Source organism: Streptomyces sp. VRA16 Mangrove soil (genome assembly GCF_017377775.1).
In the GTDB taxonomy this organism is placed as follows: domain Bacteria; phylum Actinomycetota; class Actinomycetes; order Streptomycetales; family Streptomycetaceae; genus Streptomyces.
Window position 1 is genome coordinate 75,299 of sequence record NZ_JAFVLN010000017.1, and the last position, 17,722, is coordinate 93,020.

15 protein-coding genes are annotated in these 17,722 nt (G+C 72.2%); 2 read left to right on the forward strand and 13 right to left on the reverse strand.

Features of this window, described 5'->3' with window-relative positions; genetic code table 11:
- The first annotated feature begins 3 nt into the window (after positions 1-3).
- Together J3486_RS34550 and J3486_RS34555 are read left to right on the forward strand one after the other, a co-directional pair.
- Positions 4-1,017, forward strand: a complete 1,014-nt coding sequence (locus tag J3486_RS34550) for an aldo/keto reductase (RefSeq protein ID WP_307805058.1) — start codon at positions 4-6, stop codon at positions 1,015-1,017.
- 82 nt (positions 1,018-1,099) lie between these two features.
- On the forward strand, positions 1,100-2,269 hold the full coding sequence (locus J3486_RS34555; RefSeq protein ID WP_307805059.1) for a PQQ-dependent sugar dehydrogenase: 1,170 nt from the start codon (positions 1,100-1,102) through the stop codon (positions 2,267-2,269).
- Here J3486_RS34555 and J3486_RS34560 read toward each other — a convergent pair.
- The 13 genes from J3486_RS34560 to J3486_RS34620 form a co-directional block, all read right to left on the reverse strand.
- Positions 2,262-2,495: a DUF6191 domain-containing protein gene (locus J3486_RS34560; protein ID WP_229379106.1), complete on the reverse strand. Its 234-nt coding sequence runs from the start codon at positions 2,493-2,495 to the stop codon at positions 2,262-2,264. The two genes, J3486_RS34555 and J3486_RS34560, sit on opposite strands and share 8 nt — an antisense overlap.
- 75 nt (positions 2,496-2,570) lie before the next feature.
- Positions 2,571-5,624, reverse strand: a complete 3,054-nt coding sequence (locus tag J3486_RS34565; RefSeq protein ID WP_229379078.1) for a helix-turn-helix transcriptional regulator — start codon at positions 5,622-5,624, stop codon at positions 2,571-2,573.
- Positions 5,625-5,737: 113 nt separating this feature from the next.
- Positions 5,738-5,929 carry a hypothetical protein gene (locus tag J3486_RS34570; RefSeq protein ID WP_207827734.1) on the reverse strand — a complete coding sequence of 64 codons (192 nt, stop codon included), beginning with the start codon at positions 5,927-5,929 and terminating at the stop codon, positions 5,738-5,740.
- A gap of 168 nt (positions 5,930-6,097) precedes the next feature.
- Complete coding sequence (locus tag J3486_RS34575) at positions 6,098-6,658, reverse strand: hypothetical protein (protein WP_207827737.1); 561 nt, start codon at positions 6,656-6,658, stop codon at positions 6,098-6,100.
- 35 nt (positions 6,659-6,693) lie between these two features.
- Positions 6,694-7,263 (reverse strand): GNAT family N-acetyltransferase, encoded by a 570-nt coding sequence (locus tag J3486_RS34580; protein WP_207827738.1) that lies wholly within the window; start codon positions 7,261-7,263, stop codon positions 6,694-6,696.
- Positions 7,241-9,472, reverse strand: a complete 2,232-nt coding sequence (locus tag J3486_RS34585; RefSeq protein WP_207827739.1) for an MMPL family transporter — start codon at positions 9,470-9,472, stop codon at positions 7,241-7,243. The genes J3486_RS34580 and J3486_RS34585 overlap by 23 nt, the downstream gene beginning before the upstream one ends.
- Before the next feature lie 152 nt (positions 9,473-9,624).
- The gene (locus tag J3486_RS34590) at positions 9,625-10,857 is read right to left on the reverse strand and encodes an arsenic transporter (protein ID WP_207827846.1); all 1,233 of its coding nucleotides are present in this window, start codon (positions 10,855-10,857) and stop codon (positions 9,625-9,627) included.
- Positions 10,858-10,966: 109 nt separating this feature from the next.
- The gene (gatB, locus tag J3486_RS34595) at positions 10,967-12,481 is read right to left on the reverse strand and encodes an Asp-tRNA(Asn)/Glu-tRNA(Gln) amidotransferase subunit GatB (RefSeq protein WP_207827740.1); all 1,515 of its coding nucleotides are present in this window, start codon (positions 12,479-12,481) and stop codon (positions 10,967-10,969) included.
- Between the two features lie 16 nt (positions 12,482-12,497).
- A complete protein-coding gene (locus J3486_RS34600) occupies positions 12,498-12,731 on the reverse strand; it encodes a hypothetical protein (RefSeq protein WP_207827847.1) in 234 nt (77 codons plus the stop codon).
- A 5-nt stretch (positions 12,732-12,736) separates the two neighbouring features.
- Entirely contained in the window at positions 12,737-14,242 is a 1,506-nt protein-coding gene (gene gatA / locus J3486_RS34605; protein ID WP_207827741.1) for an Asp-tRNA(Asn)/Glu-tRNA(Gln) amidotransferase subunit GatA, read from the reverse strand.
- A gap of 6 nt (positions 14,243-14,248) precedes the next feature.
- Positions 14,249-14,545 (reverse strand): Asp-tRNA(Asn)/Glu-tRNA(Gln) amidotransferase subunit GatC, encoded by a 297-nt coding sequence (gene gatC / locus J3486_RS34610; RefSeq protein WP_018531282.1) that lies wholly within the window; start codon positions 14,543-14,545, stop codon positions 14,249-14,251.
- Positions 14,546-14,652: 107 nt separating this feature from the next.
- Complete coding sequence (locus J3486_RS34615; protein ID WP_207827742.1) at positions 14,653-15,144, reverse strand: cupin domain-containing protein; 492 nt, start codon at positions 15,142-15,144, stop codon at positions 14,653-14,655.
- Positions 15,145-15,302: 158 nt separating this feature from the next.
- The gene (locus J3486_RS34620; protein WP_229379109.1) at positions 15,303-17,462 is read right to left on the reverse strand and encodes a bifunctional diguanylate cyclase/phosphodiesterase; all 2,160 of its coding nucleotides are present in this window, start codon (positions 17,460-17,462) and stop codon (positions 15,303-15,305) included.
- Positions 17,463-17,722 lie beyond the last annotated feature (260 nt).

Consider the following 17,722-nt stretch of genomic DNA (forward strand, 5'->3'; position numbering starts at 1 on the left):
CACGTGAAGCCAGGTGGGGCGCGCAGGGCGATCGGCGCGGCGGCACTCGAAGTGGGCGCGGTCGGACTCGGCTGCATGCCGATGAGCTGGGCGTACACCGGATCGCGCCGGCGCGGCGAGGAGTCCTTGCGGACGGTGCACGCGGCGCTCGACCAGGGGTGCACGCTGCTCGACACGGCGGACATGTACGGCCCGTTCACCAATGAGCTGCTGCTCGGGCGGGTGCTCAAGGAGCGGCGCGCGGACGCGTTCGTGTCGACGAAGGTGGGGCTGCTCGTCGGCGAGCAGCACATCGTGGCTAACGGGCGGCCCGGTTATGTGAAGCGGGCCTGCGACGCGTCGTTGCGCCGGTTGCAGACGGACACCATCGATCTGTACCAGCTGCACCGCGCCGACCCCGAGGTGCCCGTCGAGGAGACCTGGGGCGCGATGGCGGAGCTGGTGGGGGCGGGGAAGGTGCGCTCTCTCGGGCTGTGCGCGGTGGGCGCGCGGGCCGGGCGCCGGGCCGGGCGGGACGGGTTGCATGCCGGAACGATTCGGCAGCTGGAGCGGATCCAGCAGGTGTTCCCGGTGAGCTCGGTGATGGCGGAGTTGTCGGTGTGGTCGCCGGAGGCGCTCACGGCGCTGCTGCCGTGGTGCACGGCGCGCGGGGTGGGGTTCCTGGCGGCGATGCCGCTGGGCAACGGATTCCTGACCGGCACCCTGACGCCCGGCGAGGGCTTCGAGCCCGACGACGTACGGGCCAGGCACCCGCGGTTCACCGCGGAGATGACGGCCGCGAACCAGCCGATCGTGGCGGGCCTGCGCCGGGTCGCGGCGCGGCACGGGGACGACGTGACGCCCGCGCAGGTGGCGCTCGCCTGGGTCCTCGCCCAGGGGCGGAACGTGGTGCCGGTGCCGGGCGCGAAGCACGAGCGCTGGGCGCGGGAGAACGCGCGGGCGGCCGAACTGTGCCTGACCGAGGCCGATCTGGCGGACATCGCGCGGCTTCCGGCGGCGCAGGGCTCCTGGGACTGACGCGAAGACGGGGAACCCCGGAGCGGGTGCGCGGTGTATGAACAGGAGGACCTCGTGTACCCGCCGTCGAAGGGACCCGATCGTGCACCATCCATCTGCTCGGCCCGCGTTGGCCGTGGCCGCCTGCGCCGCGCTCCTGCTCACGGCCGGGTGTTCCTCCGGGGACGGCGGGGATCCCGACAAGGGCGGCACCTCGGCGTCGGCGTCGGACACGCCGGGCGCGAGCGCCTCCGGGTCGTCGGACGCGGTGCCCCCGGCCGAGGGCTCGGTGACCGTCGTCCGCACGGTCACCGAGAACCTGAAGTCGCCGTGGGGAGTGGCCCCGCTGCCGGACGGCGGGCTGCTGGTCTCCTCCCGCGACGAGGGGACGATCACCCGCGTCGACACCGACACGGGCAGGAAGACGGAGCTCGGCCGGGTGCCCGGGGTGGCCGCGGCAGGCGAGGGCGGGCTGCTCGGTCTCGCGCTCTCCCCCGACTACGCCTCCGACCACATGGTCTACGCGTACTTCACGACGGCGTCGGACAACCGCGTCGCGCGCATGATCTACGACGAGAAGAAGCCGGCCGGTGAGCAGCTGGGCGCCCCGGACACGGTCTTCAAGGGCATCCCGAAGGGCATGAACCACAACGGCGGCCGGATCGCGTTCGGCCCCGACAAGATGCTCTACGCGGGTACCGGCGAGACGTACCACACCGAACTGGCGCAGAACAAAGAGTCGTGGGGCGGCAAGATCCTGCGGCTGACCCCGGAGGGCGAGCCGGCGCCGGGCAACCCGTTCAAGGACTCCCCGGTGTACTCGTTCGGCCATCGCAATGTGCAGGGCCTCGCCTGGGACGCGGACAAGGGTCTGTGGGCCTCCGAGTTCGGTCAGGACACCTGGGACGAGCTGAACGACATCGTGGCGGGCGACAACTACGGCTGGCCGGACGCCGAGGGGAAGAGCGGCGATCCGAAGTACCACGACCCGATCGCCCAGTGGCACACCTCCGAGGCGTCGCCGAGCGGCATCGCGTACGCGAAGGGTTCGATCTGGATGGCGGGGCTGCGCGGCGAGCGGCTGTGGCGGATCCCGCTGGACGGGACGAAGGCGGCGCACGCTCCGCAGGCGTTCCTGAAGGGGAAGTACGGGCGGCTGCGCACGGTGGTCGCGGCGGGCGGCGACAGGCTGTGGCTGGTGACGAGCGAGACGGACACGCGCGGGACACCGGGCAAGGGCGACGACCGGATCCTGGAGCTGAAGGTCAGCTGACCTCTTCGCCGTCCCCGGCGGCCGTGTCGCCCGCCGTGTCGTCGGCCGTGTCGTCGGCCGTGTCGTCGTCGGTCTGCTTCGGGAGACGGACGACGACCTTGCCCGAGGTGAGGTCTATCGGGCCGCGGCCGGGGTCCCCGTCGTTCAGGTCGACGCGGGTGAGCTCCAGGCGCCTGCGCTCGTCGTTGGTGTGCTTGCGGCCGGGCGAGAACAGTTCCTCGAACATGTTGAACACGGCGCCTCCCCTGGCTCGCGCGGCCGAGCCCTCCCGTCCAGCGTACGGGAGGGTCCGGCAAAGGCCTCAGGTGCGGACGACCGGGAAAAGTCTCAGCCGGTGGGCGAGGGCGGCCGCCTCCCCGCGGCCCGCGACGCCCAGCTTGGCCAGGATGTTCGAGACGTGGACGCTGGCGGTCTTCGGGGAGATGAACAGCTCCTCGGCTATCTGCCGGTTGGAGCGGCCCGCGGTGACCAGGCGCAGCACGTCGCGCTCGCGGCTGGTCAGACCGAGCTCCTCCGCGGGGTCGGCCGGGGCGTCCCGGCGCGGCTCGTCGCGGGTGAGGCCGATGCGGGCGCGCTGGGCGAGCAGGGCGACGGTCTCGGCGAGCGGGCGGGCGCCCAGGTGCTCGGCGGTGGCCGCGGCGAGCCGGAGCAGTTCCGCGGCCCGGTCCCGGTCGTCGGCCGCGGCGCGGGCCAGCAGGGACTCGGCGAGGCGGTTGCGGGCGCGCGCCACGTCGTAGGGGCGGTCCGTGGGTTCGAGGGCGGTGAGCGTGACCTCCCAGTCCTCCGGGGTGTCACGGCCCTCGGCGCGCAGCAGCTCGGTGCGCACCCACTGCTCGTACGCCTGCCAGAGCGGGACCGGGGTGGCCTGCCGCTTGGCGGCGTCCCGGATGCGGGCGAGGGACTCGGCGCGGCCGGTGTCGGCGGCGGGCAGCCCACGGGCGTCGGCCTCGGCCTCGGCGGCGCTGAGCAGCAGCGGCCACAGGTAGCGCTGCATGGAGGGCGGAAGGCCGGGTTCCACGACCTTGACCAGCTCGGCGCGGGCGTCGAGGACGTGCCCCTGGGCAGCGGCGAGGGCGAGGGCGAGATGGGCGAGCGGCAGGTCGGCCTGCGGCTGCGGGTCGTGGGTGCCGTAGTGCTGGTGGGCGGCGGCGAGCTGGGTCTCCGCCTCCTGGAAGGCGCCGCGGGCGAGGGCGATGCCCGCGAGGACGGTGCAGGCCAGGGCGCGCGGCCTGCTGCTCAGGGCGGAGCGGCGGGTCCACTCGGCCGCCTCGGCCGCCTCGTCCCAGCGGCCGAGGGAGACGAGCGACTCCGCCTTGTTGCCCCGGATCCAGCTCTTGGTGTCGGTCAGGCCGTGGCGGCGGGCCATCTCGATGCCCTCGTCGCAGATGCGGACCGCCTCGGCGGAGCGGCCCGCGCACTCCAGATGGGAGGGCAGGTTCACGTGGACGTTGTTGATCCGGGAGATCAGGCCGAGCTCGACGGAGCGGTCGCGGACCACGTACATATCGGCGAAGCCGCGCTCGACGTCACCGGAGTCGACGAGGAGGCCGCCGAGGATGAGCCGGGCGTGCAGCTCGGTCTCCTCGTCGCCGACCATGCGCGCGTACTCGACGGCCCGCTCGGCCGAGGCCAGCGTCTCGGGCCCTGGACGGTGCAGCATGCCCCAGTTCGCGGCGTGCACGAGGACCTCGGCGTGCACGGCGGACGGCGGCAGGCCGCGCACCAGTTCCTGGGCGGTGGCGATCTCGTCCCAGCCGTCGCCGCGGCTGGTGTGGGCCACGATCCGGGAGCGCTGGATCCAGAACCAGGCGGCGAGCAGCGGGTCCGCCTCGTCGGTGCCGACGGCCTCGTCGAGGATGCGGACGGCGCGCTTGCACAGCTTCAGGGCGCGCTCGCGCTCGCCGCACAGGCGGCCCGCGTCGGCGGCCTCGGCCAGCAGGTCGAGATAGTTGAGCCGGGTCTCGGCGGGGTCGCAGCCGCAGCCGCGGTAGGACTGCGCGTAGTCGCCCATCCGCAGGGCGTCCCTGATCTCCAGGGGTGCGGCGTCCCACAGCTCCATCGCCCGCTCCAGGAGCCGGAGCTGCTCGGAGTAGGCGTGCCGGCGGCGGGCCTCCTGGGAGGCGTCGAGCACGGCCGGCAGGGCCTTGGCGGCGTCGTGGGCGTGGTACCAGTACGTGGCCAGGCGCATCACGCGCGCGTCGCCGGGGATCAGTGCCGGGTCGGCCTCCAGGGCTTCGGCGTAGCGGCGGTTGATGCGTGAGCGCTCGCCGGGCAGCAGGTCGTCGCTGACCGCCTCGCGGACCAGGGAGTGGCGGAAGCGGTAGCCGTCGCCGTCCGGTGACGCGAGCAGGATGTTGGCTCCGACGGCGGCGCGCAGGGCCTCGATGAGCTCGTCCTCGCCGAGCCCGGCGACGGCTGCGAGCAGCGGGTACTCGACGGTGGAGCCGCCCTCGGCGCAGATCCGGGCGACGCGCTGCGCGGACTCGGAGAGCGACTCGACGCGCACCAGCAGGACGTCGCGGAGCGAGTCGGTCAGGCCCGTGGCGCAGCCCTCGGCGGCGGAGACGGCGAGTTCCTCCACGAAGAAGGCGTTGCCGTCGGAGCGCCGGTAGATGTCGTTGACGAGCGCCTGCTCGGGTTCGGCGGCGATGATCCCGGCGACCTGGCGGGCCACCTCGCCGCGGGAGAGCCGGCCGAGCTCGATGCGGGTGACGGTGCGCAGCCGGTCGAGCTCGGCGAGCAGGGGGCGCAGCGGGTGGCGGCGGTGCACGTCGTCGGCGCGGTAGGTGGCGACGACGGTGAGGCGGCCGCTGCGCAGGGTGCGAAAGAGGTAGGAGAGCAGGTGACGGGTGGAGGCGTCGGCCCAGTGCAGGTCCTCGAGGACCACGACCACGGTGTGCTCCGCGGCGATCTGTTCGAGCAGGCGCGCGGTGAGTTCGAAGAGGCGGGCGGTGGCGCTCTCGTCGCCGCGCTCGTCCCGGCCCCGTACCTGGCCGTCGCCCAATTCAGGCAGGACGCGGGCGAGTTCGCTCTCGCGTCCGGCGGCCGCCTCGTCGAACTCGTGGGGCAGCTTGCGGCGCAGAGCGCGCAGGGCGGCGGAGAAGGGGGCGAACGGCAGTCCGTCGGCGCCGATCTCGACGCAGCCGCCGGTGACGACGACGGCGTCGTGCCGGCACGCGGCCGCGGCGAACTCCTCGACGAGCCGCGTCTTGCCGACGCCCGCCTCGCCACCGAGCAGCAGGGCCTGCGGCTCGGCCTCGGCGGCACGCGCAAGGGCGTTGTTCAATATGCCCAGTTCGTCGGCGCGGCCGACGAACACCGGGCTGACTGACCTGGTCTCCACACCGGTGAGCATGGCACACAGGTCCGACAGCCCGGCACTGCTTTCTGCCCTGGGCAGCACGAAGGGGAGGGCAGCGGCTGCGCTGCCCTCCCCTGTCCGTGCTTCCCCGGGGCGGGGCGCCGCGCTCATGCCACGCGGGCGAAGCGCGAGCGGCGCGGACCGTGGGTACTCACCCGGCCCTCGGCGTCGTGGCCCTCTGAGGCCTGCTGGGCCTTGCGGGCCTTACGGGCCTCACGAGCGGCGCGGGCGAGGCGGAACGCGTCGGCCTGGCGGGTGAGTTCGGCGGCGCGGACCTGGTGCATCTCGTACTCGAACATCTCGTCTCCCTGGTGACGATCGGTGTGTCTTTCGCGGTTCCGTTCTCCGCGATGACTCAACTTTCGTCTCCCAGGGGGGTGCGGCACATCGGGAGAGTGCCGCATGTCCTGGAGGGGAGATGCCTTAGACGCCTCAGAGGGGGCCTTAGGCAGGCCCCGAGGAGGGCCTCAGCTGGTCTTGGGCAGGCCCAGGAGCAGGTCCGAGTACTTGGCCACGGCGAGCAGCAGACCCAGCACGCCCAGCGTGACACCGGCCCACGCGGTGGACTTGACCCAGCTCGCCTGCGGCCGGCCGGGCGCCCCGAAGGCGGGCCTGACCAGGGCGAACGCGCCGATGAGCAGCGCGATCAGGGAGAAGACGCCGCCCACCAGCGCGGCGGCGTGCCAGGAGTCGCCGTAGACCTCGGAGACCTGCTTGGCGACGCTCGCGGACTGCGAGGTGTTGAGCTGGCCGATGAGGGACTCGCGGGCCGAGGCGATGGTGCCCAGCCAGCTGCCGCTCATGGCGACGACACCGAGGGCGACGGAGACGACGGCAGCGGCGCCCGCACCGACGCCGGACGGGCGGGCCGCCTCCTCGTTCTCCTTGGCGAGCTGCGCCGGTTCGGCCTCTTCGGCGGCCTCTTCGGCGGCCTCGGCCTCGGCCGCCTCGTCGGCCACGTCGTCGGTGACCTCGACGGCCTCGTCCTTGAGTTCGGCGTCGGCCTTGGGGTCGGTCTTGGTAGTCATGCTGAGCACCGTACGGACGCTGTCTGAGAGGCCCCTTAACGAAGCCTGTGTCCGTCGCGTGCGCTGCGCCACTCCGGCGCGAGCAGCGACCAGACCTCCAGGTCGTGGCGCTTGCCGCGCCACTCGTGTGCTTCGCGTCGCACCCCGTCGCGGGTGAAGCCGAGGCGCCGGGCGACGTTCAGGCTCGCCGTGTTGCCGGCCGCGGCGACCCACTCCACGCGGTGGATGCCGCGCTCCTCGACGATCCATTCGAGCAGGATCCGCATCGCGCGCGTGATCAGGCCGCGCCCGGTCGCGGCCGGCTCCAGCCAGCAGCCCACCTCCGCGTTGCCCGTCGCCGCGTCGAAGTTGAGGGTGAGCACGCCGCCGACGAGCTTCCCGTCGAGCCAGATGCCGTGGTACGAGCCGGTGTCCGCGGCCCGCATGTCCGTGTAGCGCTGCAGGGTCGAGCGCGCCGAGTCGACGTCGGTGACCTGCGATCCGAACGGGATGAACTGCCCGATGAACTCCCGTCCGCGCTCCAGGTTCGCGAGGAACTCCTCGGCGTGCCAGGTCTCCAGGGGGCGCAGTGCGGCGCCCTCCTCACCGAGCGGTATCGCGTACATCGGACTCCTTCGCCTGCAGTTGTCGGGGAATGTTCAGCCTCTCATGGGCGGCGCGGCACTCCGGCGGCTCGATGCTGATGCGCGGCAGGAGCCGGCCGAGCCGTGCGGGCAGCCACCAGTTGGCGCCGCCGAGCAGATGCATCAGGGCCGGGACCAGCAACGTACGCAGGATGAAGGCGTCGACCGCGACGGCCACCGCAAGGGCGATGCCGAACATAGCGATCACCCGGTCCCCGCTGAGCACGAAGGCCAGGAAGACCGAGATCATGATCACCGCGGCCGAGTTGATCACGCGGCTGGTCTCGGTGAGCCCGACCCGGACGGCCCGCCGGTTGTCGCCGGTCTCCAGCCACTCCTCGTACATCCGGCTGACGAGGAACACCTGGTAGTCCATGGAGAGCCCGAACAGCACGGACACCATGATCACGGGGAGGAAGGGCTCGATGGGCCCGGACGCCCCGAGGCCGAGCAGCTCGCTGCCCCAGCCCCACTGGAAGATCGCGACGACGACTCCGAAGGCGGCGGCGACGGCGGCGACGTTCATGGCCGCCGCCTTCAGCGGGATGCCGATGGACCGGAAGGCGAGCAGCAGCAGGACGCAGCCGAGGCCGACCACGGCGCCCACGAACAGCGGCAGCTTGCCGATGATGACCTCGGCGAAGTCGTCGTAGCTCGCGGTCACACCGCCGACCTGGACGTCGAGTCCGGTGTCGGGGACCACGTCGGTGCGCAGCCGGTCGACGAGGTCGCTGGTCTGCTGCGACTGCGGCGCGGAGGTCGGTACGACGGTGAGGTACGCGGCCGAGTCGTCGGCGTCGTACGTGATCGGGGAGACGGACGCGACGCCCTCGGTGGTGCCGAGGTCGTGGGCGAGTTCCTGGAGCGCGGCCTTGTCCTGGGCGCCGTCGATCCCGGTGACCAGGGTGAGCGGCCCGTTCACACCGGGCCCGAAGCCGTCGGCGAGCAGGTCGTACGCCTGCCGGGTCGTGCTCGACCTCGCGTTGTTGCCCTGGTCGGAGGTGCCCAGGTGGAGGGAGAGCGTCGGCAGCGCGAGGACGGTGATGACGGCGAGCGCGATGCCGCCGAGCAGCTTGGGGTGGCGCTCGACGAACGCGGCCCAGCGCGCGGCGAGACCCGTGGGCAGCTCCGGCTCGGGCCCGCGCTCGGCGAGCCGGCGCCGCTCGCGCCGGGACAGGGCCCGCATGCCGAGGAACGACAGGAGGCTCGGCAGCAGGGTCACGGACGCGGCGACGGTGAGCAGCACGGTGACGGAGGCGGCGATGGCGACGCCGTTGAGGAAGCTCAGGTTCAGCAGCAGCATGCCGAGCAGGGCGATGCACACGGTCGCGCCGGCGAAGGCGACGGCCCGTCCGGTGGTGGCCACGGCCCGCTCGGCGGCGACCGCCACGGGCAGGCCGCGCTTCAGCCCCTTGCGGTGCCGGGTCACGATGAACAGCGCGTAGTCGATGCCGACGCCGAGCCCGACCAGCATGCCGAGCATCGGCGCGAAGTCGGCCACGGTCATCGCGTGCCCCAGCAGCACGATGCCCGCGTACGCCGTGCCGACACTGACCAGCGCGGTGGCGATGGGCAGGGCCGCGGCGGCGAGCGAGCCGAAGGCGAGGAAGAGGACGACGGCGGCGACCACGACGCCGATGATCTCCGACAGGTGTGCCGACGACGACTCGGTGAGCGCGACGGCGCTGCCGCCGAGCTCCACCTGAAGGCCGTCGGGGCCGTGGGTCTCGGCGTCCTTGGCGGTGTCGACGAGGGCCTGCGCCTGTGCGACGGGGATGTCGTCGGCCTGCTCGTCGAAGGTGACGGTGGCGTACGCGGTGTGCCCGTCGGCGCTGATCCGGCTGCTGTCGTCCTGAGCGCCCCGGCTCTCGTACGGCGAGGTGACGGAGGAGACGCCGGGCAGCCCCGCGATCTCGTCCAGGGTGTTGCTCATGGCCTTCTGGACGTCGGCGGCACGGACGGTCGAGCCCTCGATGTGCCAGACGACGGTGTCGGTGTCGCCGCCGAGCCCGGAGAAGTTCGCGTCGAGGAGCTGGGTCGCGCGGCCGGATTCGGTACCGGGTGCCTCGTAGTCGTTCGAGTACGCGGAACCGGCGACCGCGGCCGCGGCGCTGGTGCCGCCGAGCGCCAGCAACCACAGCAGAACGACGACGAGCCGCTGCCTGACACACCACCGCGCGAGTGCTGCCACGGACGTGCTCCCTGGTGATTCATGGATCTTTGACCGGGAACAGCCGTTTAAAGGCGAACAGCCCGCAAAGAACACTTGAGCAATGGCCAGCCACTCTTGCAGCCAGAAGTGATCCTTTGTCGCTTTCGTGGTTTTACTCACAGGGCTTGAACTCAGCCGAGTACGAGCACTCCCGCCCAGAGCGCCACGGTGGATGCGAGCAGCCCCACGGGCACCGTCAGCAACCCGAGCCGGGTGAACTCCCCCAGCTCCGGTTCGACGCCGTGCGCGTGCACGATGCGCCGCCACAGCAGGGTGGCGAGCGAGCCCACGTACGTGAGGTTGGGGCCGATGTTGACGCCGATCAGCGCGGCGAGCACCGGGCCAGGGCCTGCGGGGGCGACGACCGGCAGCAGGGCGAGGATCGCGGGGAGGTTGTTGATGACGTTCGACAGCAGCGCGGCGACACCGGCCACCGCGAGCAGCGCGAGCAGCCCGGAGCCGTCCGGGAGCACGTGCCCGATGGCGTCGCCGAGGCCGTTGTCGACGACCGCCTTGACGACGACGCCGAGAGCGAGCACGAAGAGGCAGAACGGCAGGTTCGCGGCCTTGACCAGTTCGCCGGGGGTGCTGTGGCGGCGGGCGAGGGCCCGGGCGCCGAGCACGACGGCGCCCGCGAGCGCGGCCCACAGCGGCTCGATCCCGGCGAACGACGTGACGGCGAACCCGACGAGGGTGAGCGCGAGCACGACGAGCGTGAACACCGGGACGCCGGTCGGCTCCGCGTCGTCGGGCTCGTGCGCGAGGGCGGCCAGGTCGTCGGCGAAGTAGCGGCGGAACACCGCGTACTCGACGGCGATCGCGACCAGCCAGGGCAGCGCCATGAGGCCCGCGAAGCGGGTGAACGTCAGCCCGCTCGCGGTGAAGGCGAGCAGATTGGTGAGGTTGGAGACCGGCAGCAGCAGGGACGCCGAGTTGGCCAGGTGGGCGCTGGCGTAGACGTGCGGGCGCGGTCGGGCGCCGATCCGGGCGGCCGTGGCGAAGACGACCGGGGTGAGCAGGACGACGGTGGCGTCCAGGCTCAGCACCGCGGTGATCCCGGCGGCGACCGCGAAGACCCCGCCGAGCATGCGGGTGGGACTGCCGTGACAGACCCGGGCCACGGCGTCGCCGGCGGCCTTGAACAGGCCCTCGTCGGCGCAGAGCTGGGCCAGCAGCAGGATCGCGGCGAGGAAGCCGACGACGGGGAGCAGGTCCTTGGTCTCGGACCAGGCGTGGGAGGGCGAGACGACGCCCACGGCCACGGCGATTCCGGCCGCGGGTACGGCGACGACGGCCTCCGGCCAGTTGCGGGGACGCAACACGGCGAAGGCCAGGGTGACGGCGAGGAGGGCGAGGGAGATCAGCACATTCGCGCCTCTCCGGCGGTTGGGGGGCGGGGTCCGGGGCGGAGCCCCGAGAGGGTGCGGACCGCGGCCCGCACCCTCTCGTTCCGGTCAACCGACGAAGTGGACGTCAGCCCTCGCTGACGCCCAGCTTCTCCAGGATCAGTTCCTTGACGCGGGCCGCGTCGGCCTGACCCCGGGTCGCCTTCATGACGGCGCCCACGAGGGCACCGGCCGCCGCGACCTTGCCGGACTGGATCTTGGCGACGATGCCGGCGTTGCCCGCGATCGCCTCGTCCACGGCGGTGTTGAGCGCGCCCTCGTCCGAAACGACCTTCAGGCCGCGCTTGTCGACGACCTCGTCCGGGGTGCCCTCGCCCTTGAGGACCCCGTCGATGACCTGGCGGGCCAGCTTGTCGTTGAGGTCACCCTTGGCGACCAGCTCGGACACGCGCGCCACCTGCTCGGGCGTGATCGGCAGCTCGCCGAGCTCGACACCCTGCTCGTTGGCGTTGCGCGCCAGCTCGCCCATCCACCACTTGCGGGCGGAGGCCGAGTCGGCACCGGCGTTGATCGTCGCGACGATCGGGCCGATGGCGCCGGCGTTGCGGATCGACTGCATGTCGTGGGCGGAGATCGCCCACTCCTCGATCAGCCGGTTGCGCTGGGCCAGCGGCAGCTCGGGGAGCTCGGCACGCAGCGCCTCGACCCACTCGCGGGACGGGGCGACCGGGACCAGGTCGGGCTCCGGGAAGTACCGGTAGTCCTCGGCGTTGTCCTTGATGCGGCCCGACGTGGTGGAGCCGTCCTCCTCGTGGAAGTGACGGGTCTCCTGCACGATCGTGCCGCCCGCGTTCAGCACCGCGGCGTGGCGCTGGATCTCGAAGCGGGCCGCGCGCTCGACCGAACGCAGCGAGTTCACGTTCTTCGTCTCGGAGCGCGTGCCGAACTTCTCGGTGCCGTGCGGACGCAGCGACAGGTTCACGTCGCAGCGCATCTGGCCCTTGTCCATGCGGGCCTCGGACACGTCCAGCGCCTTGATGACCTCGCGCAGCTCGGCGACGTACGCCTTCGCGACCTCGGGGGCCCGCTCGCCCGCGCCCTCGATCGGCTTGGTGACGATCTCGATGAGCGGGATGCCGGCCCGGTTGTAGTCGAGCAGCGAGTGCGAGGCGCCCTGGATGCGGCCGGTGGCACCGCCGACGTGCGTCGACTTGCCGGTGTCCTCCTCCATGTGGGCGCGCTCGATCTCCACGCGGAAGACCTCGCCGTCCTCCAGCTGCACGTCGAGGTAGCCGTTGAAGGCGATCGGCTCGTCGTACTGGGAGGTCTGGAAGTTCTTCGGCATGTCCGGATAGAAGTAGTTCTTCCGGGCGAAGCGGCACCACTCGGCGATCTCGCAGTGCAGCGCGAGGCCGATCTTGATGGCCGACTCGACGCCGATCTCGTTGACGACCGGCAGCGCGCCGGGCAGGCCGAGACAGGTCGGGCAGGTCTGGCTGTTGGCGTCCTGCTTCAGCTCGGTGGAGCAGCCGCAGAACATCTTGGTCCTGGTGCCGAGCTCGACATGGACTTCGAGGCCCATGACGGGGTCGTACGTCGCGAGGGCTTCCTCGTACGACACCAGGTCAGTCGTGGCAGTCACGGTGAAACTTTCCCTCTCAGCCCAGCAGGACGTCGTCGTCGCCCAGGCGCTTGAGCTCCCGGTAGAGGATCGCCAGGCCGGTAACGATGGCGGCGGCGGACACGGCGGCGTCGATCAGCCGCAGGGTGTCGTTGTCGTTCTTGGCCATCCGGGCCTGCTTCGCGACGCTGATCGCGCCGAAGGCGGTACTGGCGGCCGACACGTACACGCCGGTCTTGGACTTCTTGAAGTTCTTGGCCTTCTTTGCCATGGCACTCACAGCGACGGAGCCTCCTCAAGCAGCGGGTGCCCCCACTTTTCCACGAAGGCGGCCTCGACGGCGGCGCCCACCTTGTACAGGCGGTCGTCCTTCATGGCGGGGGCGATGATCTGCAGCCCGACCGGCAGACCGTCCTCCGGCGCGAGACCGCAGGGCAGCGACATGGCGGAGTTGCCGGCCAGGTTGGTCGGGATCGTGCACAGGTCCGCGAGGTACATCGCCATCGGGTCGTCGGCGCGCTCGCCGATCGGGAAGGCGGTGGTCGGCGTGGTCGGCGACACGATGACGTCGACCTGCTCGAAAGCGGCCTCGAACTCGCGGGTGATCAGCGTCCGGACCTTCTGGGCGCTGCCGTAGTACGCGTCGTAGTAGCCGGAGCTCAGCGCGTACGTGCCCAGGATGATGCGGCGCTTGACCTCGTCGCCGAAGCCGGCCTCGCGGGTGAGCGCGGTGACCTCCTCGGCGGAGTGCGTGCCGTCGTCGCCGACCCGCAGGCCGTAGCGCATGGCGTCGAACCGGGCGAGGTTCGAGGAGCACTCGGACGGCGCGATCAGGTAGTACGCGGACAGCGCGAGGTCGAAGGTCGGGCAGTCCAGCTCGACGATCTCGGCACCGAGCGACTTGAGCAGCTCGACCGACTCGTTGAAGCGCTGGACGACACCGGCCTGGTAGCCCTCCCCGGCGAACTGCTTGACGACACCGACGCGCATGCCCTGCACCGAGCCGTTGCGCGCCGCCTCGACGACCGGCGGGACCGGGGCGTCGATGGACGTGGAGTCGAGCGGGTCGTGCCCGGCGATGGCCTCGTGCAGCAGCGCCGCGTCCAGGACCGTACGGGCACAGGGCCCACCCTGGTCGAGGCTGGAGCTGAACGCCACCATGCCGTAGCGGGAGACGCCGCCGTACGTGGGCTTCACGCCGACGGTGCCGGTGACGGCGGCGGGCTGGCGGATGGAACCGCCGGTGTCCGTGCCGATGGCGAGCGGGGCCTCGTACGCGGCGAGCGCGGCGGAGGAGCCACCGCCGGAGCCGCCCGGGATACGGGTGAGGTCCCAGGGGTTGCCGGTCGGGCCGTAGGCGCTGTTCTCCGTCGACGAGCCCATGGCGAACTCGTCCATGTTGGTCTTGCCGAGCACGACGACGTCGGCGGCCTTGAGCTTCTTGACCAGCGTCGCGTCGTACGGCGGGATCCAGCCCTCGAGGATCTTGGAACCGACCGTGGTCGGCACGCCCTCGGTGGTGAAGATGTCCTTCAGCGCGAGCGGGACACCGGCGAGCGGGCCGAGCTTCTCGCCCGCGGCGCGCTTGGCGTCGACGGCCGCGGCCTGCTTGAGGGCACCCGCACGGTCGACGTGCAGGAAGGCGTGCACCTTCTCGTCGACGGCCTCGATCCGGGCCAGGTGGGCCTCGGTGACCTCGACGGCGGTGAGCTCGCCGGACGCGATCTTCGACGCGATCTCGGCAGCGGTGAGCTTGATGATGTTGACGTTGATGTCCGTCATGACTGTTTAGTCCTCCCCCAGGATCTGCGGCACCTTGAAACGCTGCTGCTCCTGGGCCGGGGCGCCGGAAAGCGCCTGCTCGGGGGTGAGCGACGGACGGACCTCGTCCGCACGCATGACGTTCGTCAGCGGCAGCGGGTGGGAGGTCGGCGGTACGTCTTGGTCGGCGACCTCGCTGACGCGGGCGACCGCGCCGATGATGTCGTCGAGCTGGCCTGCGAAGTGGTCGAGCTCTTCGGGCTTCAGCTCCAGACGCGCCAGCCGGGCGAGGTGGGCGACCTCCTCGCGCGTGATGCCAGGCATGCAGCGATCCTCTGGGGTGAGTGTGTGTGGTTTGAGCCCAATCCTATGGGGCCCGGGGCAGTGACCAGTAAACGGTTTGCCGACCGGGCCCTCTCACTCCACTGCCCTCAGCGCCGCTTCTCCCACGTGGCGCTGCTCAGAAAGTGGTTGTCGTAGCGTTCCTGGACCTCCAGGAGCGACTCCGGAGTCAGCTCTCCCAGGGCCACACGCTGCAGATGGCGGAAGTATGCGAACCGCTCGACGCCCGGTGTGATCACGATGAGCAGGTCGGCGTCGGCGCCCGGTACGGCGGCGAAGGCGTGCGGCATGTTCGGCGGGACCACGATCAGGTCCCCCTTCGATCCGGTGACGATCTCCTCGCCCGCCAGGAACTCGGCGGCGCCGTCGAGCACGTAGAACATCTCCGCGCTGCGCCTGTGGTGGTGCGGGGTCGCCCCGTTCGCACCGTCGCCGAGGGTGATGCGCTGGGCCGACAGGGCGCCTCCGGTGGCACTGCTGTCGGCGATCAGCCGCCCCGTCACCGGGCCACCCCCGATCACCTCGGCATCGGCGGCCCGCACCACCACCGCGTCGTCGAACCCAGGAACCATGAGCGTCATCCGAATCTCCCCTGATCGGTTGCACTTCGCCTGCCGCGCCGCCTCGGGCGGTCTGCTGCCGTGGGCGGCAGGGTGGGCGAGGCGACACCCCGGCGCCGGGCAGGCGCTCCAGTGGGCCCCTCCGCCCGCCCACCGTCCCGGCGCTCAGGCCACCGGGATCAGGCCCGCGGCTCGTCGCCCGGCACCGCGGGCAGCGCCGCGGCAGCCCGCTGCCACCCCCGGTCCCCCCGGGCCCGCAGCCACGCCGTCGTCTCGTCCGGCGGCATCGCGGCGGCGACGAGCCACCCCTGCACCGCGTCACATCCCAGATCCCGCAGCCGCTCCCACGTCTCGTCGTCCTCGACCCCCTCCGCGACGACGAGCAGCCCCAGCGAGTGCGCCAGATCGACCGTGCACCGCACGATCTCCGCGTCCTCGTTGTCCACCGCGAGCCGGGCCACGAACGACCGGTCGATCTTCAGCTCGCTCACCGGGAGGCGTCGCAGGTGCACCAGCGACGAGTACCCGGTCCCGAAGTCGTCGAGCGACATCTTCACCCCGTGCCCGGTGAGACCCGCGAGCGTGTCCGCGGCCCGCTGCGGGTCCTCCAGCAGCACGTGCTCCGTTATCTCCAGCTGCAGCGACCCGGCCGGCACACCGTGCCGCGCGAGCCGCGCCGCGACCGCTCCCGCGAACCCGGGCGTGTGCACATCGCGCGGCGACACGTTCACCGCGACCGGCACGTGCAGTCCCTGCGCCCGCCAGCGCGCGACCTGCGCGAGCGCCGTCTCCAGGACGTACTCGGTCAGGTGCGGCATGAGTCCCGACGACTCGGCGATGGCGATGAACTCGTCCGGCGGAACCTTCCCTCGCTCGGGATGCACCCACCGTACGAGCGCTTCGAGACCCGCCACCTGCCCGTCGAAGCGGACCTTCGGCTGGTAGTGCAGCTCGACGTCGCCGGCGTCGAGCGCGCGCCGCAGATCGCCCAACAGGCCGAGCCGGTCGGGGGTGTTGGAGTCCCGCTTCGACTCGTAGACCTCGACGCCCGTACGGTCCCGCTTCGCCTGGTACATCGCGACATCGGCCCGGCGCAGCAGTCCCTCCGCGTCGAGCGCGTGGTCGGGGAAGACGGCGAGCCCCGCGCTCGCCTCCAACACCAGCGTCAGCCCGTCGAGATCGAGCGGTGAGCCGAGCGCCGCCACGAGATTGCGGGCCACCCGCGACGCGGACGTCGTGGAGTCGGCGACCGGGAGCAGCACGGCGAACTCGTCACCGCCGAGCCGCGCGGCCTCCGCCCCGCGCGGCAGCGCGGCTCTGAGTCGGTCCGCGATCTGCAACAGGAGCCGGTCACCGGCGAGATGGCCGAGTGTGTCGTTGACCGAACGGAACCGGTCCAGGTCGATCAGCATCAGCGCGCTGCGCGCCCCGATCCGCTCGGCGTCGTCGAGCGCGGTCCACGTCCGCTCCAGCAGCCACTGCCGGTTGGGCAGTCCTGTCAGCGGGTCGCGCAGCTGCTCCTCGGCGCGGGCCCGCGCGATCCACAGCGTCGAGTCGAGCGCGATCAGCGGGATCGCGAACAGCGGCAGCAGCACGGGCCGGGCGATCGCGACGACGCAGACCAGGGGCGCGATGCCGAGCAGCGCGACGCCGACCAGGCCCTGTCGCATCAGCGCGGTGCGGGCGACGGTCGGCAGTCCCGAGGTGCGCGGCGCGTGCACGTACCAGAGCAGGGTGCGGGTGACGAGCAGGTAAGCGGCCGCGACGAGCACGACCTCGGGCGCCGTGTAGAGGTCCCAGGTCTCCGGTTTCCACGGGGACTCGACGGACGGTACGAGGCCGAACGCGGCCAGGACGAGGGCGCCGGCCCCGATGCCGAGGATGTCGACCGCGCCGTGCAGCATGCCCTGGCGCCAGCGGTGTCTGCGGGCGGCGCCGACGAGCACGACGACGGTGAGGCTGACCATTCCGGCGGGCACCCACCCGTACAGGAGCAGCACGGCGAGGGTGAGGGCGGCTCCGGAGCCGGTGCCGCCCCACCAGCGGTCGCGGCCGAGCGCGACGAGGTGGCCGACGATGATGCCGGTCAGGATCGCGAGCGACCAGCCGGCGACGCCGGACGGGAAGAGCGCGTGGCCGGCGGTGAAGGCGCGGTAGAACCCGGCGCCCAGGACCACCGCGGCGAGCGCGACAACGGCGCCGGGCAGCAGCGGCAGCGCCGCGATCCGCGTGGTCTCGGGCGGTCCGCCTTGGTGGTTGCGTGCGGGGGTGGCCACGCCGACGCGGCCGCCGGTGGGCAGACCGGTGGGCGGAAGTGTCTGTTCCGCGCCCGCGGTCATGCCGGTGGTGACGGGACCCTGAGCCGTGGGGCCGCCGGACTTCGCGCGGCCGTGCCGCAGGCCGCTGGACGCCCGTCCGGCCGGGGCGCTCTGGATGCCCCGGGCACCCCGGACGACCGAACTGCCGGGCGCCGCCGGGGCCGAGGCGCCGTGCGCGCCGTCGGCCGCACCGGGGGTGGCACCCGCGGCGCGGGGCTCCCCCTGTATCCGGTCCGCGCGGAGCCGGGCGATCCCCCGCCCGCTCTCGCGCCACCAATTGC